At 40.6% G+C, this 26164-nt stretch carries 27 protein-coding genes and 1 rRNA gene; 15 read left to right on the top strand and 13 right to left on the bottom strand.

Features of this window, described 5'->3' with window-relative positions; genetic code table 11:
- Positions 1 to 97: 97 nt before the first annotated feature.
- Together CSV68_RS17360 and CSV68_RS13225 are read right to left on the bottom strand one after the other, a co-directional pair.
- Positions 98 to 238, bottom strand: coding sequence for a hypothetical protein (locus CSV68_RS17360; RefSeq protein ID WP_199168577.1), 141 nt, complete (start codon positions 236 to 238; stop codon positions 98 to 100).
- A gap of 107 nt (positions 239 to 345) precedes the next feature.
- A complete protein-coding gene (locus CSV68_RS13225) occupies positions 346 to 1578 on the bottom strand; it encodes an aminopeptidase (RefSeq protein WP_099635137.1) in 1233 nt (410 codons plus the stop codon).
- A 184-nt stretch (positions 1579 to 1762) separates the two neighbouring features.
- Here CSV68_RS13225 and motA point away from each other — a divergent pair, with 184 nt between their 5' ends.
- Positions 1763 to 2572, top strand: a complete 810-nt coding sequence (gene motA, locus CSV68_RS13220; protein WP_099635136.1) for a flagellar motor stator protein MotA — start codon at positions 1763 to 1765, stop codon at positions 2570 to 2572.
- Positions 2556 to 3323: a flagellar motor protein MotB gene (motB, locus tag CSV68_RS13215; RefSeq protein ID WP_099635135.1), complete on the top strand. Its 768-nt coding sequence runs from the start codon at positions 2556 to 2558 to the stop codon at positions 3321 to 3323. Before motA ends, motB begins: the two co-directional genes overlap by 17 nt.
- A 29-nt stretch (positions 3324 to 3352) precedes the next feature.
- Here the strand turns inward: motB and CSV68_RS13210 are convergent, their stop codons facing one another.
- Both CSV68_RS13210 and CSV68_RS13205 read right to left on the bottom strand, forming a co-directional pair.
- Complete coding sequence (locus CSV68_RS13210) at positions 3353 to 3574, bottom strand: DUF1128 domain-containing protein (RefSeq protein ID WP_099635134.1); 222 nt, start codon at positions 3572 to 3574, stop codon at positions 3353 to 3355.
- A gap of 74 nt (positions 3575 to 3648) precedes the next feature.
- Entirely contained in the window at positions 3649 to 5004 is a 1356-nt protein-coding gene (locus CSV68_RS13205; protein ID WP_099635133.1) for an alanine/glycine:cation symporter family protein, read from the bottom strand.
- Positions 5005 to 5227: 223 nt separating this feature from the next.
- Between CSV68_RS13205 and CSV68_RS13200 the strand changes: the two genes are divergently transcribed.
- Both CSV68_RS13200 and CSV68_RS13195 read left to right on the top strand, forming a co-directional pair.
- Positions 5228 to 5668 (top strand): hypothetical protein, encoded by a 441-nt coding sequence (locus CSV68_RS13200; protein WP_099635132.1) that lies wholly within the window; start codon positions 5228 to 5230, stop codon positions 5666 to 5668.
- A gap of 35 nt (positions 5669 to 5703) precedes the next feature.
- Positions 5704 to 6654, top strand: coding sequence for a YihY/virulence factor BrkB family protein (locus tag CSV68_RS13195; RefSeq protein ID WP_099635131.1), 951 nt, complete (start codon positions 5704 to 5706; stop codon positions 6652 to 6654).
- 41 nt (positions 6655 to 6695) lie between these two features.
- Here the strand turns inward: CSV68_RS13195 and CSV68_RS13190 are convergent, their stop codons facing one another.
- The 5 genes from CSV68_RS13190 to CSV68_RS13170 form a co-directional block, all read right to left on the bottom strand.
- Positions 6696 to 8600, bottom strand: coding sequence for a heavy metal translocating P-type ATPase (locus tag CSV68_RS13190; protein ID WP_099662359.1), 1905 nt, complete (start codon positions 8598 to 8600; stop codon positions 6696 to 6698).
- 810 nt (positions 8601 to 9410) lie between these two features.
- Positions 9411 to 10943: a fumarate hydratase gene (locus CSV68_RS13185; protein ID WP_099662358.1), complete on the bottom strand. Its 1533-nt coding sequence runs from the start codon at positions 10941 to 10943 to the stop codon at positions 9411 to 9413.
- A 24-nt stretch (positions 10944 to 10967) separates the two neighbouring features.
- The gene (locus tag CSV68_RS17355; protein ID WP_099635128.1) at positions 10968 to 11138 is read right to left on the bottom strand and encodes an SE1561 family protein; all 171 of its coding nucleotides are present in this window, start codon (positions 11136 to 11138) and stop codon (positions 10968 to 10970) included.
- A 353-nt stretch (positions 11139 to 11491) separates the two neighbouring features.
- Positions 11492 to 12292, bottom strand: coding sequence for a delta-lactam-biosynthetic de-N-acetylase (gene pdaA, locus CSV68_RS13175; RefSeq protein ID WP_099635127.1), 801 nt, complete (start codon positions 12290 to 12292; stop codon positions 11492 to 11494).
- A 105-nt stretch (positions 12293 to 12397) separates the two neighbouring features.
- Positions 12398 to 13297: a TIGR01777 family oxidoreductase gene (locus tag CSV68_RS13170; RefSeq protein WP_099662357.1), complete on the bottom strand. Its 900-nt coding sequence runs from the start codon at positions 13295 to 13297 to the stop codon at positions 12398 to 12400.
- A gap of 93 nt (positions 13298 to 13390) precedes the next feature.
- Here CSV68_RS13170 and recX point away from each other — a divergent pair, with 93 nt between their 5' ends.
- Together recX and CSV68_RS13160 are read left to right on the top strand one after the other, a co-directional pair.
- Positions 13391 to 14203: a recombination regulator RecX gene (gene recX / locus CSV68_RS13165; RefSeq protein WP_099635125.1), complete on the top strand. Its 813-nt coding sequence runs from the start codon at positions 13391 to 13393 to the stop codon at positions 14201 to 14203.
- Entirely contained in the window at positions 14193 to 14525 is a 333-nt protein-coding gene (locus tag CSV68_RS13160) for a YfhH family protein (RefSeq protein WP_099635124.1), read from the top strand. Before recX ends, CSV68_RS13160 begins: the two co-directional genes overlap by 11 nt.
- 38 nt (positions 14526 to 14563) lie before the next feature.
- Here CSV68_RS13160 and CSV68_RS13155 read toward each other — a convergent pair whose 3' ends face one another.
- Positions 14564 to 15547, bottom strand: a complete 984-nt coding sequence (locus CSV68_RS13155) for a metal-dependent hydrolase (RefSeq protein WP_099662356.1) — start codon at positions 15545 to 15547, stop codon at positions 14564 to 14566.
- A 97-nt stretch (positions 15548 to 15644) separates the two neighbouring features.
- Here CSV68_RS13155 and mutY point away from each other — a divergent pair, with 97 nt between their 5' ends.
- From mutY to CSV68_RS13135, 4 genes are all read left to right on the top strand, one after another.
- On the top strand, positions 15645 to 16691 hold the full coding sequence (gene mutY / locus CSV68_RS13150) for an A/G-specific adenine glycosylase (RefSeq protein WP_099662355.1): 1047 nt from the start codon (positions 15645 to 15647) through the stop codon (positions 16689 to 16691).
- 72 nt (positions 16692 to 16763) lie between these two features.
- Entirely contained in the window at positions 16764 to 17078 is a 315-nt protein-coding gene (locus CSV68_RS13145; protein WP_099635121.1) for a gamma-type small acid-soluble spore protein, read from the top strand.
- Positions 17079 to 17272: 194 nt separating this feature from the next.
- The gene (gene ntdP, locus CSV68_RS13140; RefSeq protein WP_099635120.1) at positions 17273 to 17821 is read left to right on the top strand and encodes a nucleoside tri-diphosphate phosphatase; all 549 of its coding nucleotides are present in this window, start codon (positions 17273 to 17275) and stop codon (positions 17819 to 17821) included.
- A 48-nt stretch (positions 17822 to 17869) separates the two neighbouring features.
- Positions 17870 to 19615 carry an ABC transporter ATP-binding protein gene (locus CSV68_RS13135; RefSeq protein ID WP_099635119.1) on the top strand — a complete coding sequence of 582 codons (1746 nt, stop codon included), beginning with the start codon at positions 17870 to 17872 and terminating at the stop codon, positions 19613 to 19615.
- A gap of 129 nt (positions 19616 to 19744) precedes the next feature.
- Here CSV68_RS13135 and CSV68_RS13130 read toward each other — a convergent pair whose 3' ends face one another.
- Together CSV68_RS13130 and CSV68_RS13125 are read right to left on the bottom strand one after the other, a co-directional pair.
- A complete protein-coding gene (locus CSV68_RS13130; RefSeq protein ID WP_099635118.1) occupies positions 19745 to 20824 on the bottom strand; it encodes an FUSC family protein in 1080 nt (359 codons plus the stop codon).
- 74 nt (positions 20825 to 20898) lie between these two features.
- A complete protein-coding gene (locus CSV68_RS13125; RefSeq protein WP_099662354.1) occupies positions 20899 to 22185 on the bottom strand; it encodes a glutamate-1-semialdehyde 2,1-aminomutase in 1287 nt (428 codons plus the stop codon).
- A 170-nt stretch (positions 22186 to 22355) separates the two neighbouring features.
- Between CSV68_RS13125 and bcp the strand changes: the two genes are divergently transcribed.
- The 3 genes from bcp to perR all read left to right on the top strand — a co-directional run bounded on the left by bcp (position 22356) and on the right by perR (position 24335).
- Positions 22356 to 22829 (top strand): thioredoxin-dependent thiol peroxidase, encoded by a 474-nt coding sequence (gene bcp, locus CSV68_RS13120; protein ID WP_099635116.1) that lies wholly within the window; start codon positions 22356 to 22358, stop codon positions 22827 to 22829.
- A gap of 12 nt (positions 22830 to 22841) precedes the next feature.
- Positions 22842 to 23786, top strand: a complete 945-nt coding sequence (locus CSV68_RS13115; RefSeq protein WP_099635115.1) for a D-2-hydroxyacid dehydrogenase — start codon at positions 22842 to 22844, stop codon at positions 23784 to 23786.
- Between the two features lie 102 nt (positions 23787 to 23888).
- Complete coding sequence (perR, locus tag CSV68_RS13110; RefSeq protein WP_099662353.1) at positions 23889 to 24335, top strand: peroxide-responsive transcriptional repressor PerR; 447 nt, start codon at positions 23889 to 23891, stop codon at positions 24333 to 24335.
- A gap of 41 nt (positions 24336 to 24376) precedes the next feature.
- Here the strand turns inward: perR and CSV68_RS13105 are convergent, their stop codons facing one another.
- Complete coding sequence (locus tag CSV68_RS13105; protein WP_099635113.1) at positions 24377 to 24733, bottom strand: YgzB family protein; 357 nt, start codon at positions 24731 to 24733, stop codon at positions 24377 to 24379.
- A 159-nt stretch (positions 24734 to 24892) separates the two neighbouring features.
- On the opposite strand from CSV68_RS13105, the gene CSV68_RS13100 reads away from it, so the two are divergent.
- A complete protein-coding gene (locus CSV68_RS13100; RefSeq protein WP_368665184.1) occupies positions 24893 to 25756 on the top strand; it encodes a nucleotidyltransferase-like protein in 864 nt (287 codons plus the stop codon).
- Between the two features lie 342 nt (positions 25757 to 26098).
- A 16S ribosomal RNA gene (locus CSV68_RS13095) occupies positions 26099 to 26164 on the top strand; the annotation flags it as partial.

Below are 26164 nucleotides of genomic sequence, written 5' to 3'. Positions count from 1 at the left end.
CCCCCGTACTGTTTATAGTATGTAAAAGAAAAGAGTCGCCTTGTTAGGCAACTCTAATCATTAAATCCATGTCTATTAAGACTGGAATAAAAGCAAATTAGTTTCTGCCTTCTGGTTTTGGATCAACTGTAATGGAATCGTTTGAGTCCATTGATCCAGATAAGAAGTGCATCGTAAACAAGGATGCAAGTCCAAGAACAACCATGTAACCGATAACTGTTGTATACATTAAAGCCATTTGAAAGCCCCTCTTTCTGAAAGGTATTATGTTCTCTTATCTATTATACACGATTTTCAAGAAAAAATTAAGAGCTACTGTAAACTTTGAATGAAAAGTGACGGAATTTAGAATGCCCAATTGCCATTACGGAAGACAGGCTCTACTGTTCCGTCTTCAAGTATCCCATCAATATCCATCTTTTCAGATCCAATCATGAAGTCGACATGTGTCAAGCTTTGATTCAACCCGTTAGCTTGAAGTTGTTCGGAATCCATTTCTTTCCCACCGTCAAGACAGAATGCATAGGCACTTCCAATAGCCAAGTGATTCGAAGCATTTTCATCGAACAATGTATTATAGAATAACACATTTGAATTGGAAATAGGTGAGTCATGCGGTACTAATGCCACTTCGCCAAGGAATTGTGAGCCTTCATCCGTATCGACAAGTTGTTTCAGTATTTCCTCGCCTTGATCAGCTGTAACGTTTGTGATTTTACCTTCTTTAAATTGAATCGTGAAGTTATCAATGATTGTTCCTGCATAGCTAAGTGGTTTAGTGCTAGTAACAGAGCCATTCACTCCAGTTTTTAATGGTGCCGTAAAGACTTCTTCGGTCGGCATATTCGCCATGAACTCATGCCCAGCTTGGTTGACACTACCAGCTCCACACCATAAATGCTTTTCTGGTAATTCTATTGTTAAGTCAGTGCCTGGAGCTGTATACTGAAGTTTGCGGTAATGTTTACCATTCAAATAATCTACTTTTTCATGCAAGTTTTCATTGTGCTTTTTCCATGCTTGCACTGGATCAGGCTGATCAGCCCTTACAGCACGTATAATAGAATCCCAAAGAGCAGGAACTTGTTCTTCCGTAGATAGTTCTGGGAAGATTTTAGCTGCCCATGCTGCTGAAGGTGCCGCAATGACTGTCCAACTGAATTTATCTGCCTGCATAGCTTGGCGGAACTTGCTGAGAGCAGTACTGGCAGCTTTTTGATTATCACGTATTCTACTAGATTCGATACCGTTTAATAAATCAGGGTCTTGCGATACGATTGACATGAAAGCGGCACCTTTTTCAGCTAGCTGTTCACGTTCCATCTGTTTCCACGTAGGGAACTCGGAAAACGAATCCGCTGGTGCTTTTTCATAACGCAGACGTGTGACTACATCATCAGCCCAGTCTACGAAGACTTGTCGTGCACCTGCTTCATACGCTTTTTCAACGATCAATCGAACAAATGAAGTATTTTCTGTAGAAGCGCTGATGAATAGATATTGGTCCTGTTGAATATTTACACCCACCTTAACGGCTAAGTCGGCATAATTAGAAAGTTGATCTTGAAATTGATTCATCATGACATCTCCTTTTACGTATTGTGACAATTCTAACAAGTGAAGATCACAGTTCGCAACGATAAAGCAATTGAAATAGGATGAAATACTCGTAGCTGCCTAAGAATAGTCGTCAGTATTCCCTAAACAACGTCATGAAATGACCGAAATAATAAGAAGAATGCAGTATTTGGAGGCTTTATACATGGATTTGTCCACAATTATAGGTTTAGTATTAGGATTTGCAGCACTCCTCATTGGAATGACACTTAAAGGAGTTACACCCGATGCGTTACTTAACCCGGCTGCGATCCTAATCATCATAGCAGGAACGATTGCCGCTGTAGTCATCGCATTTCCGATGAATGAATTAAAAAAGATACCCAAATTATTTAAAATTATTTTTACGCAGCAAAAGCTTGCATCCGATGCAGAATTAATTCGTCTATTTTCTTCTTGGGCTGATATTGCTCGTCGGGAAGGGTTACTAGCTTTGGAAGCAAAAACAGATGAAATTGATGATCCGTTTTTGAAAAATGGATTGAGTTTGGCAATTGACGGACAGAATGCTGATTACATTCGTGATGTATTAAGTGAAGAAGTTGAGGCTATGCAAGAGCGGCATTCAGTCGGAGCACTCATCTTCTCACAAGCGGGTACATATGCCCCTACACTAGGAGTTCTAGGAGCTGTTGTAGGTCTGATTGCCGCACTGAAAGATATGAATAATATCGATGCGTTAGGACATGCGATTTCTGCTGCATTTATTGCGACATTGCTTGGTATTTTCACAGGATACGTTTTATGGCATCCGTTTTCCAATAAACTTGTACGTAAGTCAAAAGAAGAAGTCCGCCAGAGGACCATGGTAATCGAAGGAATTCTTTCCGTATTGGAAGGGGAAGCACCGCGTGTCATCGAACAAAAATTGGCATCTTATCTTTCTGTAGAAGACCGGAAGAAGCTAGCTATTGATGGCAGCGAAGGAGCTGGTAAAGTTGGCGAAGAAGCGTAAGAAAAAGAAACATGAAATAGAACATATTAATGAGTCCTGGCTATTACCTTACGCCGATCTACTGACATTATTACTGGCATTATTCATCGTATTATTTGCTACTAGTTCAGTAGACGAGGGACGATTTGCAGAAGTCTCTAAAGTATTTAGTGAAATATTTGAAAGTGGTAGTGGAATCATGAGTGAGAGCGCGCCAACCACTACCCCAGTCCCAGATGACTCAGTAGGGGAGCAAGATGAAAACTCCTCCTATATGGAAGATCAGCAATCCTTGGGGGAAACGCAAGATGATTTGGACGAGTATATTGCCGTGAATGAACTAGAAAATCAATTTGATACTGAAATGACAAATGAAGGCTTGTTGTTGACGATTCGAGACAGTGTACTGTTTAAATCCGGGAAATCAACGATCAATCCTGAGTATAAAAAACTTGCGAATGATATTTCTCAGTTGCTGACACTTGATAGACCACGTCAAGTGGTCATTACGGGTCATACAGACGACATTCCGATCAACAATGCAGAGTATTCATCTAACTGGGAATTAAGCGTTATGCGTGCTGTAGAGTTCCTAAAAATCATTGTCGCGGACAATGAAGTCGATCCGAATCTTTTCAGTGCGAAAGGATACGGGGAATATAAGCCGATTGTTCCGAATGATACGATAGAAAATCGCAGTAAAAACCGAAGAGTAGAAGTGCTCATTCAACCACTTGTTTTAAAAGATGGCACGCAGATCACAGCGCAATAAAAAAAGCGACTCCACGTGGAGTCGCTTTTTTAATTGCGCATAGAACCAAGTTCTGTGGCAATTGCTTGCATTTCATTCGGTGTGATATTTTCACGTTTCATAACCATTTCGTACATATAGTGCAAATCATCATACTGTTCTGTACTAAAGTTTTCAGGTTTCATCGCATCGACATTTACCATGCGTAGTTTTTCTTTAATCTTTTCAATCATGTATGAGACATTCTCAGGTGATTTTGCAGACAAATCCATATTCTTACCGCCTTTCCTCTTATGAAATCTATCATTTCATGAAAGCGGTAAGCTGTCAACTGCACTGCGAAGTGTTACTTGCGAGCTTCTTCGCGTTCTTCGTCAATTTTCTTCTTAAAACGTTTAGTTTCCATAATAACTACTCCGGATAAGCCTAGCAATCCAATTAAGTTTGGAATCGCCATTAATCCATTCAATACATCTGCTAAGATCCATACTAGATCAAGTGATGCAGTGGCCCCCACATAAATAAATGCTACAAATACTACACGATATGCTAGTACAGCCACACGATTAGGGAATAGATACTGGAAGCATTTCTCGCCGTAATAACTCCATCCTAAAATAGTGGAAGTGGCAAAGAATACTAATCCAATAGAGACTAAAATGGGTCCTGTATTACCGAGGAAGGAGCCAAATGCTTGGGCTGTCAAAGCACCCGCGTCAATTGACTTATCTTGCCATTGATTACTCATAACAATAGTAACACCTGTAATTGAACAAATGATCAACGTATCGAATAATACTTGCGTCATCGAAACAAGAGCCTGACGTCCGGGCATATCTGTACGTGCAGCTGCTGCAGCGATTGGTGCAGAACCGAGACCCGCTTCGTTGGAGAAGAGTCCACGTGCAACACCAAATCGAATCACTGTACCGATAGCACCACCTGCAACTGCCTGGCCAGTGAATGCATCTGTGAAGATGAGGCCGAATGCAGCTGGAACTTGTTCAAAGTTCAATACCATAACGATCGCTCCGGCAATGAAATAGAATAATGCCATGATCGGTACGAAAAATGCCGTTACACGACCGATTGATTTGATACCTCCAAGAATAACAAGTGCGCCGAATAAAACCAAAGCGATCCCTGTAATATAATGGGGTACTTCAAATGTGCTTTTCATTACGTCTGCTACTGCTTTAGATTGTGTTCCGTTACCGATTCCGAACGCAGCTAGTGCGCCAAATATCGCAAATAGTACACCAAGCCACTTTTGCTTCAGACCATGTTCAAGATAGTACATCGGTCCACCGGCCATTAAGCCATTAGAATCTTTAACGCGGTATTTAACGGCAAGGATTGCCTCACTGTATTTTGTAGCCATACCGAAGAATCCAGCTAGCCACATCCAGAAAATCGCACCCGGTCCACCAGCTACAACAGCGGATGCAACTCCGACGATATTACCAACACCAACTGTGGCGGCCATCGCGGTCATTAGAGCCTGGAATTGTGAAATGTCACCATCTGCTTTTTTATCATGCTTCCGTGAAAAAACTTGTTTCAGTGAATAGGGCAGTAATCGTAATTGAATGAATGTTAAACGCAGTGTTAAATAAATTCCGGTACCAATTAATAAAATGAGCAACGGTGGTCCCCATATTAAATCGGACGCGGTAGTCAAGAACTTCTCGATATTCTCCATTTCATCCCCCCAATTTCTCTGTGATGTTTGTATACGTTCCCAAGATTACGAGGACCAACCCCTTTCAGTAGATTCTGATATTAACATGTTATTGTTAATAATCTAAAAAATAGAACGATTCGTCAAGCTTTTTTTGAATAAAGTGTAACAAAGATTGTTTGGTAAGTTGCAATATGGGTATAATGAAGTGAGACGTAATCGTGAATAAGGAGGCGAAACATGTATGGGTTCTAGTAAATTTGGAAGATATGTATTAGGCGGGGCGCTACTTGGAGCTGCAGTGAGTATGTTGGATAGAGCAACAAGACAGCAGACGATCACTACGGCAAGATCCTCGTATGAAAAAGCATTGTATTACAAAGAAAATCCGGATATCGTGAAAAATGAGTTCCAACAGAAAAAAGAAAAAGTACAAACTCTTGTTGATCAAGTGAAAGGTGATGTAAATTACATCAAGTCACAGGTCGATGAAATCAAGACTTTGACTCCGCAAGTTAAAGAAATGTTTGCGGATACAAAAGAAGCAATTGCTGATTCCAAATCAGATTATCAGCATATTATCGAGGACGATTCTACAGCTGCATCTTCTGTTTCAACAGAAGGAGACGCTTCGTTGCCTCCGATGGTTCAAAAAAAAAACATAATATCATTAGAGAAAGCATAACAGTAGAATCAGTAAATGAAAGGGGGACACATCAATTGGATAAACAAAAAAGTGCCCCTTCTTCTGATGCTGAAAATGAAGAGGAATCACAAAGAGAAAGAGTAAAAGGATTCATTAAGGATGTTAAAGACGGAGAAGAAGATGATTTTGATCCGACTACTACGAGTGGTTTTTTCAAACAATTGATTATCCGAGTGAAAGAATTGGATATTTCAGCAGCTGGTTCGCAGTTAGCGTTCTTTTTCCTATTGTCATTATTCCCTCTATTAATCTTTCTTTTCACATTACTACCTTACTTACAGTTAGACCAAAGCCAAATCTTTTTGTTTATCCGTGAGTACGCGCCGGAAAGTACAGCTTCTTTAATTGAAGGGACACTCTCTGAAGTACTAGATAATAAAAGTGGAGGATTACTGTCAGTCGGAATCTTGGCTACTATCTGGTCGGCATCTAAAGGTATGGGTGCAGTAACAAAAGGCTTGAACGATGCATATGAAGTGGAAGATGATAGAAACTTTTTCGTATCTAAAGGGTTATCGATTGCGTTTACTATTATGTTAGTGGCGACGGTAATCATCGCATTAGTCCTACCTATATTTGGCCAACCAATCGGGCAAGTGATTTTCACATTCTTAGGATTGGAAGAAACGTTCTTGACTGTATGGAACTTGATACGATTCCTCATTCCACCATTCCTGATCTTTGCAGTATTCTCTTTACTATACTGGCTAGTGCCAAGTGTGAAGTTGCATTTTAAAAGTATACTTCCGGGTGCTATTTTTGCAACAATAGGATGGATCATTACGTCACTAGGATTCTCGTTCTATATTAGTAATTTTGGAAGCTACGCCAATACGTACGGGAGTATCGCTGGAATTATCGTATTAATCATGTGGTTATACCTGTCAGCTATCATTTTGATACTCGGAGGTACAATCAATTCAGTCGTGAAAAATCGTCAAGAACATAACCAACAAATTGTATAAATAAAAAAGTGAAGAAAGGGATTCCCTTTCTTCACTTTTTTTTATTCTATTTTATTAAGCATCCGTAAACCATTTAATATGACCAATATTGTACTTCCTTCGTGTCCAATGACACCAAGAGGTAAATCCACTACTTGCATGAAGTTTGCGATAATGAGGATCGAGATGACCGCTATCGAGAAGAATACATTTTGTTTAACGATTCGTTGCATTTTTCTTGAAAGCTTAATAGCATATGATAAGCGATTCAAGTCGTTTTGCATGAGAACAACATCAGCTGTCTCTAATGCCACATCTGTACCTTCACCCATCGCGATACCGGAAGTAGCGGTAGCAAGGGCTGGGGCATCATTGATTCCATCTCCCACCATACCGACCATACCGTACTTCTTCAATAGTTGCTTAAGCTGAACCACTTTCTCCTCAGGTAGACATTCCGCTACGTAAGAATCCACACCTACTTCGTTTGCGATGGCTTGTGCTGTCTTTTCATTATCACCAGTCAACATGACGGTATGGAGACCTAAAGACTGCAGCGATTTAATCGCAGAAATAGCTTCTTTTCGCAAAGTATCTTGTAAAGCTGCTAGAGCTACAATTCCTTGTTCATCTCTCATGAAAATGACCGTTTTTCCTTCATTCGCAAGTGATACTGCCACATTGTCCTGAAATTCTTCTACTAACTCTTCGCCAACAAATTTCGGTTTACCGATTAACATGTACCCTTGATCCGTTTCTGCTTTAATACCAAATCCAGGAACGTCTTCAATATGAAGATTACGTTTAGGTTCTACACCATGCTCTGTCGCGTAATTGATGATGGCCTTTGCCAACGGGTGATTGGAAAGTGACTCCGCACCTGCAAATAAAGCAAGCGTCTCTTCCACGTCTGCACCTTCACGAACGATAAAATCCATCACAATAGGTTTTCCATTAGTCAAAGTACCTGTTTTATCAAAAGCAAATGCTTGCAAAGTACTTAAGTGTTCTAAATGGACTCCGCCTTTAAATAATACCCCTTTTCTGGCACCGTTAGAAACAGCTGCTAGTGTAGCGGGCATAATGGAAGCCATCAATGCACAAGGGGAGGCGACTACTAGCAAAACAATCGCACGGTAGAAGGTTGTAGTCCAGTCCCAGTTAAATAAGAAGTGGGGGAGGAACATCATGATGACAACTGCTGCGAGCACAATCTTTACATAAGACCCTTCAAAGCGCTCGATAAATTGTTGTGATGGAGACTTCTCGCTTTGTGCATTTTGCACCATCGTAATAATTTTTTGGAATAATGTCTCAGAACTAGGTTTCGTCATCGTCATGCGAATCGCACCGCTAATATTAACTGTCCCTGCGAATAATTCATCATTTTCCTGTTTCGTCACGGGAATAGATTCTCCGTTGATGGCTGACATATCGATCGAAGTGATGCCGCTCAAGATTTCACCATCAACCGGAATTCGTTCACCAGGTTTAACGAGCAATATAGCTCCAATGGATAGAGAATCTGTAGATACTTTTTTCTCGCTACCATCTTCAAGGATTAACCAAGCTTCCTCAGGCTGCAATTCCATCAAAGACGATATTTCATTATGGCTTTTATTAAGTGTATAGGTTTCTAGTGCTCCACTTATTGCGAAGATGAAGATCAGGATTGCACCTTCAGCCCAGTATCCAATAATACCTGAACCAATGGCCGCGAAAATCATTAGCATCTCGACATTCAGTTCTTTGTTTTTTATCGTCTCTTCAATACCTTCCTTCGCTTTAGCGTAACCGCCGATCAGAAAGGCTATGATATACAGCGTGACAGAAAAGGATTCTGTACCGTTCTTTCCTAAAATCCATGCTGCAAGAATAATGATTCCAGATAATATAGCCGCAATTAGTTCAAGACGTGCAGACCAATCAATCGTCTGTTGCGGTTGTTCTTTTGCAAGTGTAGTCATGTGATTTCCTCCTAATTGATAATGAGTTTCAATTTCAAAGCTCTTATTAAAGCAGTAAAGTCGACTCTACAGTAGTAGAATCGACTTTTCGGGCATCTAAATAGAATGAATATGAAGTTGTAATAGTTATTATCTACAGTATATCATTTCTCAATGAGAAGTGTTACTTAAATGGCTAATTAATGCAAATTGGGTTAAAAGTTATAAGGGTAAGGCTATCATTAGTGTTGAGGAGGGGATTTCTAGTACAAAGATGTGCTCCCAACGCTCCGCTTATGCTCGCAAAAGTCGTCCTACGCTACGGCTCTCGCTCTAGGCGGACGCTTTCCCATGGGCCCGCGGTGAGCCAACCAGTTCGTTGCACTCTCTTCGGTTGTCTCACCTAATCGGGCTGATCCATCGAGAGTCGCCGTCTGCCGCTCCAATCCCTTGCAATGTAAATAGATGATACTTATTGTTGTGTATTGAAGTTAGATTTGTAATTTGATCACACTTCTAAATAAGTTAAGCTCAAGTGCAAATACAATTTGAGTTCAAAATCAAGTACAAGAATAGATTTGAACTACACTTTCCAATTTAAAAACGAGTCAAAAGTGAAGCGGAGTGGAAGGCGGCGACTCGGGGAGGATCAACTCGACAGGTGAGACAACTAAAGGAACGTAGTGACTAGTTGGCTCACCGCGAGCCCTCCCGAACGCGTCCGCCTGGAACGCAGCGTAACGATGGATAACCGCACCATCACTTATCCATGCCAATTTATTTATTTACATAAAAAACAGCGAATGATAGTTCTCATTCGCTGCTTGCTTATTAGTTAAATACTTTTTCTTTGAACTGAGAAAGCTTTTCTAAAGATGACTTGTCAATATCAGCATGTAAACTGTTACCGTGAGAGTCCATCGTGACAACTGCAGTGAAGTCCTCTACGCGTAAATGCCATAGTGCTTCTGGAATACCGAACTCCAGTAAGTCGACGCCTTCTACCTCTTTAATACAGTCAGCATAATACTGCGCCGCACCGCCTATACCATTCAAGTACACACCGCCATGCTCTTTAAGAGCCGCAAGTGTTCTAGGTCCCATTCCGCCTTTACCAATGACCGCACGGATACCGAACTTTTTCATGATATCACCCTGGTACGGTTCTTCACGCATAGAAGTCGTGGGTCCCGCAGCTTTAATCTCATACTTACCTTCATCATTCTTTAGAACAACTGGTCCACAGTGATAGATGACTTGTCCATTCAAATCAACTGGTGCGTCATTGTCCATTAAGTGCTTGTGGATTGCGTCACGGCCTGTGTACATACGGCCCGAAATTTTCACCACATCGCCAACATGAAGGTCACGAACGTCTTCTTCTGAAATGGGTGCTTGCAAGTGTACGATACGTGCAGTGGATTTTGCTTCTTCAGCTGGCTGTTCGAATGCAATTTTCTCGCCTTCATTATAGTGCCAATCCATGATTTCGCCAGTTGTTGCATTGATGTTCACTGCCATACGGCGATATGCCCAGCAGTTATACGCTACAGATACATAGAAGCTTGCGGGAATGCGGTGCATGACACCGATTTTACATCCTAATAATGTAGCTTCGCCGCCGAAGCCCATTGTTCCGATTCCAAGAAGATTGGCTTTTTCTAATACGTACTCTTCCAACTGTGCAAGCTCAGGAACTGGATTCACGTCCGTTACATCGCGGAAAAGTTGTTCTTTCGCCAAGTCATATCCAGATGAACGGTCGCCACCGATTCCGACACCGATAAATCCAGCAGAACACCCTTGTCCTTGTGCCTGGTAAACCGAGTGAAGGATACATTTGCGAATACCGTCTAAATCGCGTCCTGCACGGCCAAGGCCCTCTAATTCAGTAGGGAGGCTGTATTGAATGTTTTTGTTCTCACATCCGCCGCCCTTTAAGATTAACTTCACTTCTATATAATCTTCTTCCCATTGTTCAAACTTAACAACCGGTAGACCGATTCCTAAGTTATTGCCGCTATTATCGCCAGTTAATGAATCTACAGCGTTCGGACGGAGCTTTCCTTTTTCAGTTGCTAACTCCAAAGCGCGTACAATAGCCGCTTTGATTTCCAATTGGTTTACCCCGATTGGAGTTTTAATCTTGAATGTAGGAAGGCCTGTATCCTGACAAATTGGAGATAGTTTATCATCTGCCATATTGATATTATTTGCGATCGTATCCAAACTCATTGCAGCACTTGTGCCTTTATTTTCATTTTCTTTTGCAGAAAGGATTGCGCGTCTAACGTCTTTTGGCAAGTTTGTGGACGTTTCAAAAACCAGTTCATAAATACTCTTCTCAATTGTCTCTATGTACATCTCAAAATCCCCCGTTAGTATATGTTATTTTTTCGAACTATCCATTTGTTCTTCTAATTCATCGAGTAACATGATTAGACGATCTATATCTTGGAGGTCCGTGTGTTCAGGTTCAATCGCTTCTAATGTTTCAATAAATTGATTGAATCGATTCTTCAGTTCGACGACTTGTTCGTTATTTTGTGAGTTATCCATACGTACACCTCTTTCTATCATTGATATCGTATACGAAAACACTGTCTTTTTCAATCTGATTTTGTTGGGCATACTACAAACGGCAAAAGAAAAAGAAAATAATAGAATTTTCATTAAAACACTTTACAATTAACAGAATAGTTGTTATAGTAAGTCTAATCAAAAGAAAAGGAGGTCGTAGTTATAGAGACGAATCGAATCCTAGACACATAACAACGAAGGAGGGGATCCGTAACAATCCAACATCGGTGAACACGTTGGATAACTACGAATGTAAACATGCAAACTGAAGATGCATCAAATAATTAGAGACCTTATCTGTTGGTAGTGAACATACAGATAAGGTCTCTCATTTATTGTGTAATCGCATTTCCTTTCTCATATTCCTTCACTAACTGATCCAGTGAATGAAATTCATAGCCTTGTTTCTTTGCATCTCGAATGAAATCGGGGAGTGCCTCTGCATTATCAGGAGATACGGTATGCATGAGAATGATAGCACCCGGGTGTAATTGATTCATCAATTCGTTATAGGCATACGCTTTTCCTTTTCGTTGATCGCGGTGCCAGTCAATGAATGCAACAGACCAGAAAATATGCCTGTACCCAAGGTCATTTCCTTTCTGCAGTAACTTCGCATTAAATGTTCCCTCTGGCGGCCTCGCGTAGATTGTTCTCTTTTGTCCAGTAGTAGCATAGACAACTTCATCCAACCTCTTCCATTCATTTTCCATCTGTTGCTCAGTTATATTGGCCATGTTCGGATGGTCATATGAATGATTTCCAATGCCATGACCATCTTTCGCCATGCGTTTGACTAGATCACTGGCGCTTTTTACATAATGACCAGTCAAGAAAAATGTGGCGGGTGCTTTCTCTTTCTTTAGTGTATCTAAAATGCTTTCCGTGTAGCCGTTCTCATATCCGTTATCGAATGTTAGATAGACGACTTTTTTATCATCTTTCCCTTTATAGATTGCACCGTAATCATCAAGCAATTGATCCAGTTCGGCTCCTGCAGAAGGGGGAACTCCTTCAGTAGCCTTCTTGAAACCCCAATGTAAAGCTTCTGCTTGGACAGTAAAGGGATTCATCACCACTCCAACTATGAGCAAACAAGATGCCAGTAAAATTCCTGACAAATGATGAGTCATTAAGCGTCACTCCTTTTTACTAAGCATGTGTCAATCCGCTTTTTGTATGTATGTAATGAAAAAATGTTTGTCAAAACGTAAAAACGTCTCAACAAACATTTGAAATTATTTTAATAGGTTTTCAAGCGCCGGTCGTAAGGAAGGATAATCAAATATAAATCCATTGGCCAACAACTTTTCCGGTAATACATGTTGACCTTGCAGTACGACAATACTCTTTTCTCCCAATGTAGCTTCCATCGCAAAACTTGGTACCGGGAACCAATGCGGACGGTGCAATACTTTTCCAATCGTTTTTCCGAATGCATTCATATGCATTGGGCTCGGTGCCACTACGTTAACAGGCCCTTCCACGTCTTCATTCTCTATGGAGAAGAGAATGGCATTGGCTACGTCTTCCACGTGAACCCAAGAGAACCACTGATTGCCTGAACCAATTTTTCCACCTGCAAATAATTGATAAGGAAGCTTAATAAGTGGAAGTGCTCCGCCATCTTTCCCTAATACAATACCGAATCGGGTGTATACAGTACGTACGCCCATTTCATTTGCCTGTCCCGCAAGTTGTTCCCAGTCATAGACGGTTTTGGCTAGAAAATCATCGCCTACTGCAGTGGAGTTTTCGGTATATTCAGCGGTCAGTGATGTAGGATAAATGCCGATCGCACTCGCATTCACTAGGACACGAGGTTTCTTTGGGAGTGTTCGTATCATACGCAACACTTCTTGTGTAGCTGTTATTCGGCTATCATAAATCTGCTTTTTTCGTTCTTCAGACCACCGGCCGTCATCTATAGACACTCCTGCTAAATTAACGAATGCATCTGCTTGCACGATTTCATTCTCAGGTGAGGCATTATCCGTCAACCATTGGACATAGTGAACTCCATTAAGCTGCGATGAAGGCTTACGTGTTAAGATCACTACTTCATGACCATTATCTTTCAGCTTCTTCGTTAAGATGTTGCCAATGAATCCAGTTCCCCCTGTAATAACCACTTTCATAATGGTTTCCCTCCATTCTCTTGAAAATTAATACACTATTGCTGACCAGCACCACTAGAAGCGGTATACTAAGATAAAGTAGGTGATGGAAACGTGCCGCTTATTACCAAAATATCACAACAAAAACGAGATAGCGAACGTTATAATATTTTCCTTGATGATCAATATGCATTTAGTGTCCATGAAACAGTCCTAGTGAAATTTGAACTTACGAAAGGCATGGAATTGGACGATTGGTCAACGGATGAGATTGTATATTCAGACCAAATTGAAAAAGCATTTAACCGAGCATTACATTTTTTGTCGTTTCGTATGCGGAGTGAAATGGAAGTTAAAAAGAAATTGCTTGAAAAAGAATATGGAGAAGCTGTTGTTCTAGAAGCTATCGTGAAATTAAAACGACTCGGCTTTTTGAATGATGAAGCATTTTCGGAAGCGCTTGTACGTACGGAAAAAAATAGTACGTTAAAGGGTCCAAGAGCTATTCAGCAATCTCTCTATAAAAAAGGTATACCCAAAGAACTGCAAACTCAAGCATTGGAGGAATATACAATGGAAGATCAAATGGCTAATGCCATGAAACTGGCTGAAAAAACGATGCGATCGAATAGTTCACAGCCGCCAGCACAAGTTAAGCAAAAAATACAGAATTCATTGGCTAGAAAAGGTTTTTCTTATCAGCAAATTTCGGAAGTTCTCAGCAATTTAACAATCGAGCGGGATGAAGAAGAATGGTCCGACATTACGTCTGCATTCGGTGAGAAAGCATGGAGACGATACCAAAGTAAATACTCAGGATCCGACCTTAGACAACGCGTGAAGCAATCAATGTATCAAAAAGGCATTCCACTCAGTCAAATTGATCAATTTATTGAACAGAAAAGGAATGAAGAAGATGGATACTGAAAAACGTTATAGTGATATGAATGAAAACGAACTGCGTAGTGAAATTGCTAACCTAATGGAAAAAGCGCGTAAAGCCGAACAGATGGGGATGATTAGCGAATATGCAGTTCACCAAAGAAAGGCAGTTCTTGTACAATCATATCTTGTAGACCCGGCTAGTATTAAGCCAGGCGAGATGTACCGTATTGAAGGAGACGATGGGGTCTTCTTCCAAGTAGATTACCTTAAAGGATTGTTCGCATGGGGATATCGCTTAGGCGGCGAGAGAGCTGAAGAAGCATTACCGCTTGCTATGTTGAAAGATATAAAAAGCGGAAAATAAACAAAAAAGAGCGCTCGTGCATTATGCACGAACGTTCTTTAGTTATTTGGGGCGAAATTAAGCTTTTTACGGAGTTTTTCTTCTGAAAAGATCCATCCTGTATAAGAATTGACTACTTCTAAGTCTTCATTGACGTGTGCGACTGCAACGAAGGGGTAGTACCCTTTGCTTCGATAACGCAAATCAATTAAACGGACTTCGTAAATATGTCCTTTTTCCGAAATGGACCAACGATAAAGAGGCGAAAATGAAGTGAAAGCTTGCATGTTCGGATCTTCTAGTGCCACTTCAACTTGAGGTGACATCGGCATGACTTCGCGATTGAACCTTTCATAAATGGTAATGGAACGTCCGTATGCTCGTCCTACATAATGGTCAACATCTGTCGTGGCAGCAACTCGCCACTGGAAGAAATTCATCGTAGGCGCGGTAAATATATGCGTCGCGTTAGGAATCGTCTTCTTGACTGCATTCTTCACTGCGCTCTTCACAGCGAAGCGCAATAGGTAATAGAAGAAGATGACGACATATAATGTGGACATTGTAAAGACGGGATCTGCGCCGAACACCCATGCCATGATCGCAATTACATGGAGGCCAAATATAATGGGGTCAAATGTATTAATGACTCCTATGGCTACCCACTTATGAGAAAATGGACGAAGGGCTTGTGTTCCATATGAGTTGAAAATATCAACAAATACATGTGTGAACACGGCTAAAAATGTCCAAGCCCAGACATGAAAGAATATGGCTCCGGGAACAAAGAATGTCAGCAGTATGGAAATCATCAACGGCCACAGCATAACAGCCGGAACTGAATGCGTGATACCACGATGATTACGTAAATAGACAGCATTGTTTCGAAGTTTCAATACCGTATCTATATCGGGAATTAGAGATCCGACCATAATTCCTGCAAAAACAGCGCCCATTGTGGCAGGCTCAGTTGCTACGACTGAATCGGCAAGAGCTAATCCACTGATCGCAACACCCATAGCGATATGTGTACCTGTATCCAAATTATCACTCCTTAATCGAAAGAGTTATATGCTACTTATAATTATATACCCTTTATTATTATAACTAAAAGTATTTACATGAAGAAGCGAGGTCCATATGCAAATTATTGAACAAAAGAAAGCATTCCAAGATGCGTTATTGACTTGGTATGAAGCTGAAAAACGAGACTTGCCTTGGAGAAGAACAGACAATCCATACTATATCTGGATTTCTGAAGTTATGTTACAACAGACACGAGTGGATACTGTCATACCGTATTATGAGCGTTTTATTAAAAAGTTTCCTACGATGCAAGATCTTTCAAATGCACCAGAAGAAGAGATTTTGAAAATGTGGGAAGGACTTGGCTATTACTCCAGGGTGCGTAACCTACAGTCAGGTGTAAGAGAAGTCGTTGAAACCTATGGTGGGAAAGTTCCTAATAACCGAAAAGAAATTTCTACATTAAAAGGAGTCGGGCCATACACGGCAGGTGCTATATTGAGTATTGCCTATGGAGTACCCGAACATGCAGTAGACGGAAATGTTATGCGGGTGTTGTCGAGAATTTTATTAATTGAAGAAGATATCGCTTTGCCCCGTAATAAAAAGTTATTTGAGCAAGCCGTGATGGAATTAATTTCGGAAGAAGATCCATCATCCTTCAACCAAGCGCTTATGGAACTGGGTGCAACGATATGTACGCTGAATCCACACTGTTTATTGTGCCCTGTTAGGGAGTTTTGTATCGCCTTTGAAGAGGGAAAACAACAGCAATTGCCAATTAAAATAAAAAAACAGAAAATGAAGCATGTTTCGCTAGCTGCCTTTGCCATTCAAAATGAAGACGGCAATTGGTTGTTGCAAAAACGTCCCAGCACTGGGCTTCTCGCCAGTCTGTGGGAATTTCCAATGATTGAACTTCAAGAAGCTTCTGCGGTGGAAGCATTTGAAAAAGAGAATGGAATAAAACTAAAAAAAATTCAAGAATTACCGCATGTGCTCCATGTGTTTTCACATATAACATGGGATATTCATGTATATCGTGCACAATTGGATGAAGAACATACAAAAGGCGATTTGCAGTTCTTCACTACACAAGAAGTTCTGGCACTACCGAAGTCAAAGCCTGTTCTAAAAATAATCGATTTGCTTGAATGGTAAAAACTTTATAACCACCCGTGAATAAAACTCCGACTAACAGGACATCATAGTGAGTACGGAGGTGAATAAAACATGCCAAATCAATCAAAACGTAATTCACAGCAAGATCCATCTATAACAGATGCGAACCAAGTGAAAAAACAGAATGCGCAACAATCGATGAATGAAGAGTTCGCTTCCGAGACGGACGTCAATCAAGTACGTCAGCAAAACGCGCAATCTGCGATGAACATGCAGTCTTCTTCATCCGCGATGCAGTCCTCTATGAATGAGGAGTTCGGATCTGAAACAGATGTTAATGAAGTGAAGAAACAAATTAACAAAGCAGAAGCAAACAAACAAAATGCTTCAGGAGCACGTGCGAACCAAAATAAAGGTTCAAACTAAGCAGGAACATCACCGACCGGTAGAAAAGGCTAGTATAAGCCATTTCTACCGGTTTTTTTGTGTGAAAAAGCATGCTGTGGACCTACTGTATTGAATGAATTACGAAATAGATGGTTGAATCGTTTTAAATTTAGGAAAGCTGTTGGTATAATGAACAGATAGCAAGAGCGGCAAGGCTCAAAGGTGGTATAAAAATGGCGATTCCAAAAGAAGGAGAAACAGTACAGATACACAGCTACAAACATAACGGCAAAATTCACCGTGTCTGGCAAGAGACACTCGTTTTAAAAGGTACACGCAATATTATCATCGGTGGCAATGAACGCACGCTCGTGACTGAGTCAGATGGTCGCACGTGGCTGACACGTGAACCATCCATCTGCTATTTTCATGCGGAAAACTGGTTTAACATCATTTGTATGTTGCGTGAAGATGGTGTCTACTATTACGTTAATATGAGTTCACCATTCGTTTACGATGAAAAGTACTTGAAGTATATCGATTATGACTTGGACGTTAAAGTGTTTCCTGATATGAGCTATTTGATTCTCGATGAAGATGAATATTCAGATCATAAACGTCAAATGAATTATCCAGAAGTCATCGATTTAATCTTGCAGGATAACTTAAAGAAGCTTCTTGGCTGGATCAAGCAAAGGAAGGGTCCATTTGCTCCTGATTTCATTGATGTTTGGACATCACGTTTTGAATTTTATAAGCAAATCCAAGAAGAACAAATCTAGACCTGCTTGCACTCGTGCAAGTCAGGTTTTTTTAGTAGGAGGAACACGATGGGCGAAAGCATTAAACGTTATCTTCAATTTGTAAAGCCTTATAACTGGCAAATTGTCTTCACTGTTCTCATTGGTGTTGTGAAGTTTGCGATTCCACTATTTTTACCATTACTAATTAAAATTGTGATTGATGATATTATCGGTTCCCCGACGTTGAGTGATTCGGATAAAACACAGCAATTATTTTATTGGCTTGGCGGGACGATCATTGTGTTCTTCTTGATCCGTCCGCCTGTGGAATATTATCGTCAATATTACGCGCAATTAGTAAGTAATAAAATTTTGTTTGATATCCGTAAATCACTGTATAGTCATTTACAAAAGCTTGGACTGCGCTTTTATTCCAATACACGTGCGGGTGAAGTGATTTCGCGGGTGATCAATGACGTAGAGCAAACAAAAAACTTCGTCATGATTGGTTTGATGAATGTCTGGCTTGACTTGGCAACTATTATTATTGCAATTGCTATTATGTTGACTTTGGATGTGGAGCTAACGCTTGTCACATTGCTGGCATTTCCGTTTTATGCATTCAGTGTCAAACATTTCTTCGGTAAATTGCGTCAGTTAACACGTAAACGATCTCAGGCGCTCGCTGATGTACAAAGTTATTTGCATGAGCGTGTGGCGGGAGTAAGTATTATTAAGAGTTTTGCAATCGAAGACAAAGAGCAGGAACGTTTTGATGAAGTGAACAATAAATTCCTTGACCGGGCAATTGAACATACACGTTGGAATGCCAAAGCGTTTGCAGTCGTTAATACGATTACCGATGTGGCTCCATTACTCGTCATTGGCTATGCAGGTTACCAAGTAATCAACGGTTCATTAACTGTCGGAACGATGGTCGCTTTCATCGCATTTATAGAAAGACTATACTCACCTTTACGTCGACTAGTTAATTCATCCACTTCATTGACGCAATCATTTGCTTCGATGGATAGAGTACTAGAATTAATGAATGAAAAGTATGACGTTGTTGATAAAGAGGATGCAAAAGCACTACCATCGATTGCTGGGGAGATCGAGTTTGATCGTGTCAGCTTTGCATATGAAGAAGAGGAAGTACTGTCAAATATTAGTTTGAAGATCCGCCCTGGTGAAACAGCTGCACTTGTTGGTATGAGTGGGGGTGGGAAATCAACCATTATCAGTTTGATCCCAAGATTTTACGACGTGACGTCTGGTGCTATTCGCATCGACGGCCATGATATCCGCGACGTAAAGGTTAAATCGCTTCGTGATCAGACCGGTATGGTACTTCAAGATTCAATTCTGTTCAGTGATTCTGTCAAAAGTAATATTTTGATGGGGAAGCCAGATGCCACTGACGAAGAAGTCATCGCTGCAGCAAAAGCCGCAAATGCGCATGATTTTATTGAAACATTGAGTGAAGGATACGATACGAGGGTAGGGGAACGGGGCGTGAAGTTGTCAGGTGGACAGAAGCAACGTATCTCCATTGCTCGCGTCTTCCTAAAGAACCCGGCATTGCTCATCTTGGATGAAGCAACGTCTGCCTTGGATTTAGAAAGCGAAGCGCTTATCCAGGATTCATTAGAACGCTTAGCACACGATCGTACTACACTAATCGTCGCTCATCGACTATCTACCATTACGCATGCGGATTGTATTTATGTAATAGATCACGGTGATTTAAAAGAATCAGGTACCCATAAGGAATTGATGAAACTAAACGGTACCTACGCTGGTTTATACAATCGTCAAGAACTTGGGGGATAAGTAGAAAGGTGGACATGGGCAGGATCAGCGTGTGTACTGTAACGAAAATGCGAACCATTCGGCAAATGAACTTCAACTATTTATACAAATAAAAACGGCACAAGACTAGTATAGTCTTGTGCCGTTTTATTAATAGAATTCATCTTCTAAAATGTTCTCTTCATCTTCATACCGTGTTTGGTAAGAAGTGATCAGCGTATCCAGATGTTCTAGCTGTTCCTCGTAATTCAGGATGGACGAGAGGACATGAAGTAAATGATAAGAAGAAAACTCTTCTTCTTCATTGGTGATCGCAATTTCCTTCACGAAAATATTCATTACTTCTTGTCGTTGCATAAACTCACTATGTGTTTCATCGTCGTCGAAATCCGCTTTTAGCTTACCAACGAATTTCAGATGAAGTTGTTCATGATAGACGAGTAATGACTCTAGACGCTCCTGAATCATCATTCGGAAATGCTCCGGAAGATTGATGAGTTCATTTTCATACATATGCATCCTTTTAAGAACGTCATAACTACTCCTAGTTGTAGCGATCAATTGTCGATAGACAACAAGCCGTCTCGCTTTTGCGGCAGTAGTTTTCTTGAAATAGCTGCGCTCTTCTTTAAATAATAAGTACAGCTGATCAATTTGTATCAGACGTTCCTTTAACTTACTCAACGATTTCTTCATAGCAGTATGTTCAGACACTTGACGACCAGCTAGACGCGTCCAACGAATAATTTCGTCCTGTGCCTGATGAATCGCCTGAAACAGTTTCGTTTCATATTTCGGTGGCATGAACACTAGATTCACAATGAATGCCGCTAGTACACCTACCAAAATTGTACCTACACGAAGAAGGGCAAATGTTAAGAAGGCATCATCTTTAACCTCCATCACTGCAATCATCGTAACGAGTGCAAGTGACATAGATTTTTCGAGGCCGAGTTTCAACATAATGGTCATGACGATGACAGCCGCCAAACCGACAATTATTAGTTGAGGCCCGAAGATGAGAGTGAATAAGACTGCTATAGTGGCACCGATTAAATTACCTTGCAATTGTTCTACTATTGTTAAGTATGATCTGTAAATAGAGGGTTGGATTGCGAAAATAGCTGCAATACCTGCGAACACTGCTGTAGGTAATTCTAATAAATTTGCGAGAAACAGAGCAAATACAATCGCAATACCCGTCTTAAAGACGCGGGCACCAAGTTTCATTGGGTAATTCCTTTCCTAAAAGCTCTTTTATGCTTACTTTACAATATACGCATAAAACGGTCAATTGTTCTATTTCAAAGCGCCTTAAATGCGTGATCTACTGCTTCAAGAGTTTCGTTTATATCGGATTCTGTATGAGCAGAAGTTAAGAACCATGCTTCATACTTAGATGGTGCCAAGTTGACACCGTTTTTCAGCATCTCTTTAAAGAAACGACCGAAAATTTCACCGTCTGTTGCTTCAGCTTGCTTGTAGTTTTCCACTTTGACGTCTGTGAAGAACAATGTAAGTGCGCCTCCGAGACGATTGATCGTCAATTGGACACTGTGTTTTTTAGCTAGTTCTAGAATACCATCTTCAAGTAACCCGCCTAAGCGATCCATTTCTTCATAGATGCCCGGTTCTTGAAGCACTTCCAGACAAGCAATTCCAGAAAGCATAGATGCAGGATTTCCAGCCATTGTTCCAGCTTGATAAGCCGGCCCTAGTGGGGCAACTTGTTCCATAATTTCTTTTTTACCGCCGTATGCGCCAATAGGTAAGCCGCCGCCGATAATCTTCCCGAACGCAGTTAAATCCGGCTGAAGGCCAAGTAATGTCTGTGCTGCACCATAATGAAAACGGAATGCTGTAATGACCTCATCATAGACAGTCAAAACGCCTTGTTCTTTAGCTAACTCATGAACAAGTTCCAAGAAACCTTCATTTGGCTCGACGATTCCAAAGTTCCCGACAATCGGTTCGATGAGAATACAAGCAAGTTCATCGCCCCATTGCTTCATCGCTTCTTTATAGCTTTCGGGATCATTGAACGGAATCGTAATGACCTCTTTCGCGATAGAAGAAGGGACGCCTGCAGAATCTGGCGTGCCTAAAGTAGCGGGACCAGATCCAGCAGCTACTAATACAAGATCCGAGTGACCGTGATAGCAACCAGCGAACTTCATAATCTTTGTACGACCAGTATATGCTCTTGCTACACGAATTGTTGTCATAACAGCTTCTGTACCGGAGTTAACGAAACGAACTTTGTCCATTCCTGGAATAGCTTCTTTTAACATTTTTGCAAATTGTACTTCGTGGCGTATAGGCGTTCCATAGAGTACACCTGTTTCCGCTGCCTTCGTAATGGCTTTTGTTATGTGAGGATGCGCGTGTCCTGTAATAATCGGGCCGTATGCTCCTAAGTAGTCAATATAACGATTACCATCTACATCATAGAAATAAGCGCCTTCTGCACGTTCCATAACAGTAGGTGCACCTCCGCCAACCGCTCCGTAAGCTCGGGCTGGGCTATTGACACCACCCACAATATGTTCACATGCTTCTGCGTAGATTGCTTCTGAATTTTTTCGGTTCATTAGTTAATTCCTCCAAATCAATTATACGTTATCCATTTTAGCATTAATGGGAGTGAAGTCTCTACCTTCAGAGTGAAGTATAGGTAAATTGTAAAATTCAAAAACTTCCTATACGATAAGTAAAGAGAGATCGAAGTGTACTATTCATTTTTATTAGAGGAGGATTCTTAATGGAAAAATTAGAAGGAAAACAAGCACCTGCATTTTCGCTAGCAAATGAAAATGGCGAAATGATTTCATTGAATCAATTCAGAGGGAAAAGTTATGTAGTATTGTATTTTTATCCGAAAGACTCCACACCTGGTTGTACAACAGAGGCTTGTGATTTTCGTGATGCGCAATCAGATTTTGAAGGGCTAAATGCGGTAATACTTGGTGTCAGTCCAGATCATGAAGCGTCTCACCAAAAGTTTATCGCGAAGCACAGCTTGCCATTTTCTTTGCTTGTGGATGAAGATCATGCGGTAGCTGAACAGTATGGTGTTTGGAAGCTAAAGAAGAACTTCGGAAAAGAGTATATGGGAATAGAACGATCTACATTCTTGATTGATCCAACAGGTACCGTAGTGAAAGAATGGCGGAAAGTTCGTGTGAAAGGTCATGTGGAAGATGCACTTGCGACACTTGAGCAACTGACGAACTAGGAGGCAATCACTATGAAGATATTATTTACATTTAAGATCAAAACTTCATTTAAAGAGCAATTAAAAGAGAAGTATTCAAATGTGGAATTCCTGTATACAACCAATATTGATGAAGTGTCGTTAGAAGATATAGAAGTAATCGTGACAGATGGTGGAGATTTGAAAGCAGAACATGTCGAAAAAGCTACTGAACTGAAATGGGTCATGGTTGCGGCTGTAGGAGTCGATACATTGCCGATCGAAGCACTTCAGGCGCAAGATGTTCTAGTCACCAATTCTCATGGTGTTCATAAAATGCCGTTAGCCGAATCTGTATTAGCTCATTTATTATCACTTGAAAGGGGTTTACCAGGTATTTATAAGAGAGAAGCTGAAAAAGAGTGGGAGCTAGACTCTTTACCAGGTGAAGTGAATCACTCCACTGCATTAATAGTAGGAACTGGAGCGATTGGCGAAGAAATCGGAAGACTTTTGCAAGCATTTCATGTACATACAATCGGATGTAACCGTTCAGGGCATTCAAATCCTTATATGAACGAAACGATTTCCTTGAATGAAATTCTTGAAAAGCTTCCTCATGTCGATTATGTGATTTCCATATTGCCAAGCACTCCTCAAACGCGATGGATTTATCAGCCAGAGCATTTCCGCGCAATGAAGGAGACAGCTGTCTTTATGAACGTGGGTAGGGGGGACGCAGTAAGAGAGCAGTATGTGTTAGACGCGTTAAAACAACAGGAAATCCGCCATGCGGTACTGGATGTCTTTGAAACAGAGCCATTACCTAAAGATAGCCCTTTTTGGGAGTTGCCGAACTGTACGGTATCCCCGCATATGTCCAGTCTTTCCGATCAATACATTAAACGTTCCTTAGATATTATGGATACTAATCTTGAGAAATGGGTGGCGGGAAACAGAGATCTCATCAACCAAGTGGATTTAGCAAAAGGCTATTAATATAGCGTTATCGGCAGAATAGTTGACAATACACCTCATAGTTGAGTAAACTAATTATAATGATTATAAAGAAGTAATCCTTATGAAGTGAGGTGCATTACGATGCCTGGAGTATTCTTAAAAGATGCGTTAGTGACATTGAAAGAAAGTGGTGTGAGAATTACTCCGCAACGACATGCGATTCTCGAGTATTTAATCACATCTCATTCACATCCAACTGCTGATGAAATCTATAAAGCGCTAGAAGAAGACTTTCCTAATATGAGTGTGGCGACAGTTTATAACAACTTGCGTGTATTCCAAAACTCTGGATTAGTAAAGGAGTTAACATATGGAGATGCGTCAAGTCGTTTTGATTTCGTGACACATGATCATTACCATATTATTTGTGACGATTGCGGAAAGATTGTAGATTTCTACCATCCTGGTCTAGAAGAAGTAGAACGTCTAGCAGCGCATGTAACGGGTTTTAAAGTAAATTCACATCGTTTAGAAGTGTATGGAACTTGTCCTGACTGCGCAGTAGCACAACAGACTCAAGCGAAATAAAAGAGTGTAACCCATTGTGGGTTACACTCTTTTATTTTGTATTATTTTTCTTGCTTCACTTTTTTATTATACGTGATATCGAATTCTTTACCTTCAAGGTTTGGATCGAGTGTTAATGGCTCACGGCAATGTCCACACATATCAACTCGTCCAAGCACTTTAGTATGCTTACCGCAATTCGGACATTGTACTCGTACAGCTCGCGTTGACAAGGTACCAATCCACGCGTACACCACTGTACTACCGATAATTGCAAGCATTCCCAAGAACATAAAGATCAACATGACAATTTCATTGGAACGGAAAAAGATCCCGACATACATAATGACAACACCAATGAAAATAAGTGCTAAGGCAAATGATCGAATACGATTTATTTTATTTTTGTAAGGCTTCATCTTAAGTTTCCTCCTAACGCTATCCTCACCTAATATATCATATTATTATTTAATTGCAGTATAAACTCCCTTTAAAATAAAGGATTTTGTGTGAAATTCGTCGAAATAGAGTATTCGAGATGATCTTATAGAAAGCTGGGAGGCGAGATAGTGGAACAAATGCTACGGCCAGTGTACCAAGAGAGAGCTAGTTTACCTGAGACATTAAGTGTGCTCCTCATTGGCAATCAAAGAGAAGACGACCCGATCACTGATACCTTTGATGAAATCTTATTTATTATTACCTCAAACAATGAGATACCCATTCAGACCAAACACTATACAGATGGTAAACGTAAGGCGGCTATGCACATCATTAGCGAAAGACAACTAACACATTGGTTGCTTGTAGGAACAAACAAGAAAATCATTGATTGGCTTATCCTCGGAAAAGTATTCTTTGACCGTGATGAATATGCGGAACGACTGAAAGAACGTTTATCCGAAGAACCGCTGTTTGGTAGGGGCATTAAGATGGGGATGGAAATGGCTAAAATGATTCGCGCTTATAATGAAGGGAAAATTCATTTCGAAAGAAAACAACATATGGATTCTTATCTTTACGCGATCAATACATTACATCACCTAGCAAGGTTCGTGGCCGTTAAACGCAACGTATTACCTGAAAATACCGTCTGGGCACAAATGAAGAAAATAGATCCAGCTGTTTTTAAGTTATATGAAGAATTGATTGGCAGTGAAGAGGAACTAGGGAAACGTTTGGATTTGGTGTTCTTGGCAAGTGAGTTCTTCATCCATAACTATACAAATGAAGCTGCGGTACATTTGCTGACTATCATGAGTGAAAAGGAATCATGGACCGTCCAGCAATTGCATGAACAGGAAGAGTTAGCGTTGTATTCCTCGGACCTAGAGTTCTTTATCGAGTATTTGGTAGATAAACATTTAATTGAAACTACGCAAGTGCCATCTAAAAATGAGTTGCTATTCCATAGAGAGTACCGTATTATAAGGGCTCGGTAGCTGTCGTAGAGCGATTCCGAGATCGCTCTATAACTTTTATTGAAATAGTTGTTGACTTATTCTTTGACGTCATGTTATTATAGTAAATGTCGCTTGGGAGAAACGTTCTAACAACGCGTACAACACATTCAAAAAAAGAATTTTAAAAAAGACTTGACGAATGAAAGCAAGATGAGCTATATTAGAGAAGTCGCTTTTACAAGAAGCGCAAAACATGAACCTTGAAAACTGAACAGCAAAACGTTAACGAAATACAGTTTGTGTATCGGCTTGCCGGTGACACAAACAAAATGAGTATCTTAATTGATGCCAGCAAATGAAACTCGAGCTAATCGAATTTCTCTTATGGAGAGTTTGATCCTGGCTCAGGACGAACGCTGGCGGCATGCCTAATACATGCAAGTCGAG

This window comes from Sporosarcina sp. P29, assembly GCF_002743265.1.
In the GTDB taxonomy this organism is placed as follows: domain Bacteria; phylum Bacillota; class Bacilli; order Bacillales_A; family Planococcaceae; genus Sporosarcina.
The sequence above is the reverse complement of the archived record's forward strand: the minus strand, read 5'-3'. Positions and strand labels throughout refer to the sequence as shown.

Excerpts from the sequence above, each read along its gene's own strand:
- bcp (WP_099635116.1), top strand. The coding sequence starts at position 22,356 with ATGGAAAAATTAGAAGGAAAACAAGCACCTGCATTTTCGCTAGCAAAT.
- CSV68_RS13170 (WP_099662357.1), bottom strand. The coding sequence starts at position 13,297 with ATGAAAGTGGTTATTACAGGGGGAACTGGATTCATTGGCAACATCTTA.
- CSV68_RS13185 (WP_099662358.1), bottom strand. The coding sequence starts at position 10,943 with ATGTACATAGAGACAATTGAGAAGAGTATTTATGAACTGGTTTTTGAA.
- CSV68_RS13145 (WP_099635121.1), top strand. The coding sequence starts at position 16,764 with ATGCCAAATCAATCAAAACGTAATTCACAGCAAGATCCATCTATAACA.
- CSV68_RS13100 (WP_368665184.1), top strand. The coding sequence starts at position 24,893 with ATGCTACGGCCAGTGTACCAAGAGAGAGCTAGTTTACCTGAGACATTA.
- mutY (WP_099662355.1), top strand. The coding sequence starts at position 15,645 with ATGCAAATTATTGAACAAAAGAAAGCATTCCAAGATGCGTTATTGACT.
- CSV68_RS13105 (WP_099635113.1), bottom strand. The coding sequence starts at position 24,733 with ATGAAGCCTTACAAAAATAAAATAAATCGTATTCGATCATTTGCCTTA.
- CSV68_RS13160 (WP_099635124.1), top strand. The coding sequence starts at position 14,193 with ATGGATACTGAAAAACGTTATAGTGATATGAATGAAAACGAACTGCGT.
- perR (WP_099662353.1), top strand. The coding sequence starts at position 23,889 with ATGCCTGGAGTATTCTTAAAAGATGCGTTAGTGACATTGAAAGAAAGT.
- CSV68_RS13210 (WP_099635134.1), bottom strand. The coding sequence starts at position 3,574 with ATGGATTTGTCTGCAAAATCACCTGAGAATGTCTCATACATGATTGAA.
- CSV68_RS13115 (WP_099635115.1), top strand. The coding sequence starts at position 22,842 with ATGAAGATATTATTTACATTTAAGATCAAAACTTCATTTAAAGAGCAA.
- motA (WP_099635136.1), top strand. The coding sequence starts at position 1,763 with ATGGATTTGTCCACAATTATAGGTTTAGTATTAGGATTTGCAGCACTC.
- CSV68_RS13205 (WP_099635133.1), bottom strand. The coding sequence starts at position 5,004 with ATGGAGAATATCGAGAAGTTCTTGACTACCGCGTCCGATTTAATATGG.
- CSV68_RS17360 (WP_199168577.1), bottom strand. The coding sequence starts at position 238 with ATGGCTTTAATGTATACAACAGTTATCGGTTACATGGTTGTTCTTGGA.
- ntdP (WP_099635120.1), top strand. The coding sequence starts at position 17,273 with ATGGCGATTCCAAAAGAAGGAGAAACAGTACAGATACACAGCTACAAA.
- CSV68_RS13135 (WP_099635119.1), top strand. The coding sequence starts at position 17,870 with ATGGGCGAAAGCATTAAACGTTATCTTCAATTTGTAAAGCCTTATAAC.
- CSV68_RS13200 (WP_099635132.1), top strand. The coding sequence starts at position 5,228 with ATGGGTTCTAGTAAATTTGGAAGATATGTATTAGGCGGGGCGCTACTT.
- CSV68_RS13130 (WP_099635118.1), bottom strand. The coding sequence starts at position 20,824 with ATGAAACTTGGTGCCCGCGTCTTTAAGACGGGTATTGCGATTGTATTT.
- CSV68_RS13125 (WP_099662354.1), bottom strand. The coding sequence starts at position 22,185 with ATGAACCGAAAAAATTCAGAAGCAATCTACGCAGAAGCATGTGAACAT.
- CSV68_RS13225 (WP_099635137.1), bottom strand. The coding sequence starts at position 1,578 with ATGAATCAATTTCAAGATCAACTTTCTAATTATGCCGACTTAGCCGTT.
- pdaA (WP_099635127.1), bottom strand. The coding sequence starts at position 12,292 with ATGACTCATCATTTGTCAGGAATTTTACTGGCATCTTGTTTGCTCATA.
- CSV68_RS13190 (WP_099662359.1), bottom strand. The coding sequence starts at position 8,600 with ATGACTACACTTGCAAAAGAACAACCGCAACAGACGATTGATTGGTCT.
- CSV68_RS17355 (WP_099635128.1), bottom strand. The coding sequence starts at position 11,138 with ATGGATAACTCACAAAATAACGAACAAGTCGTCGAACTGAAGAATCGA.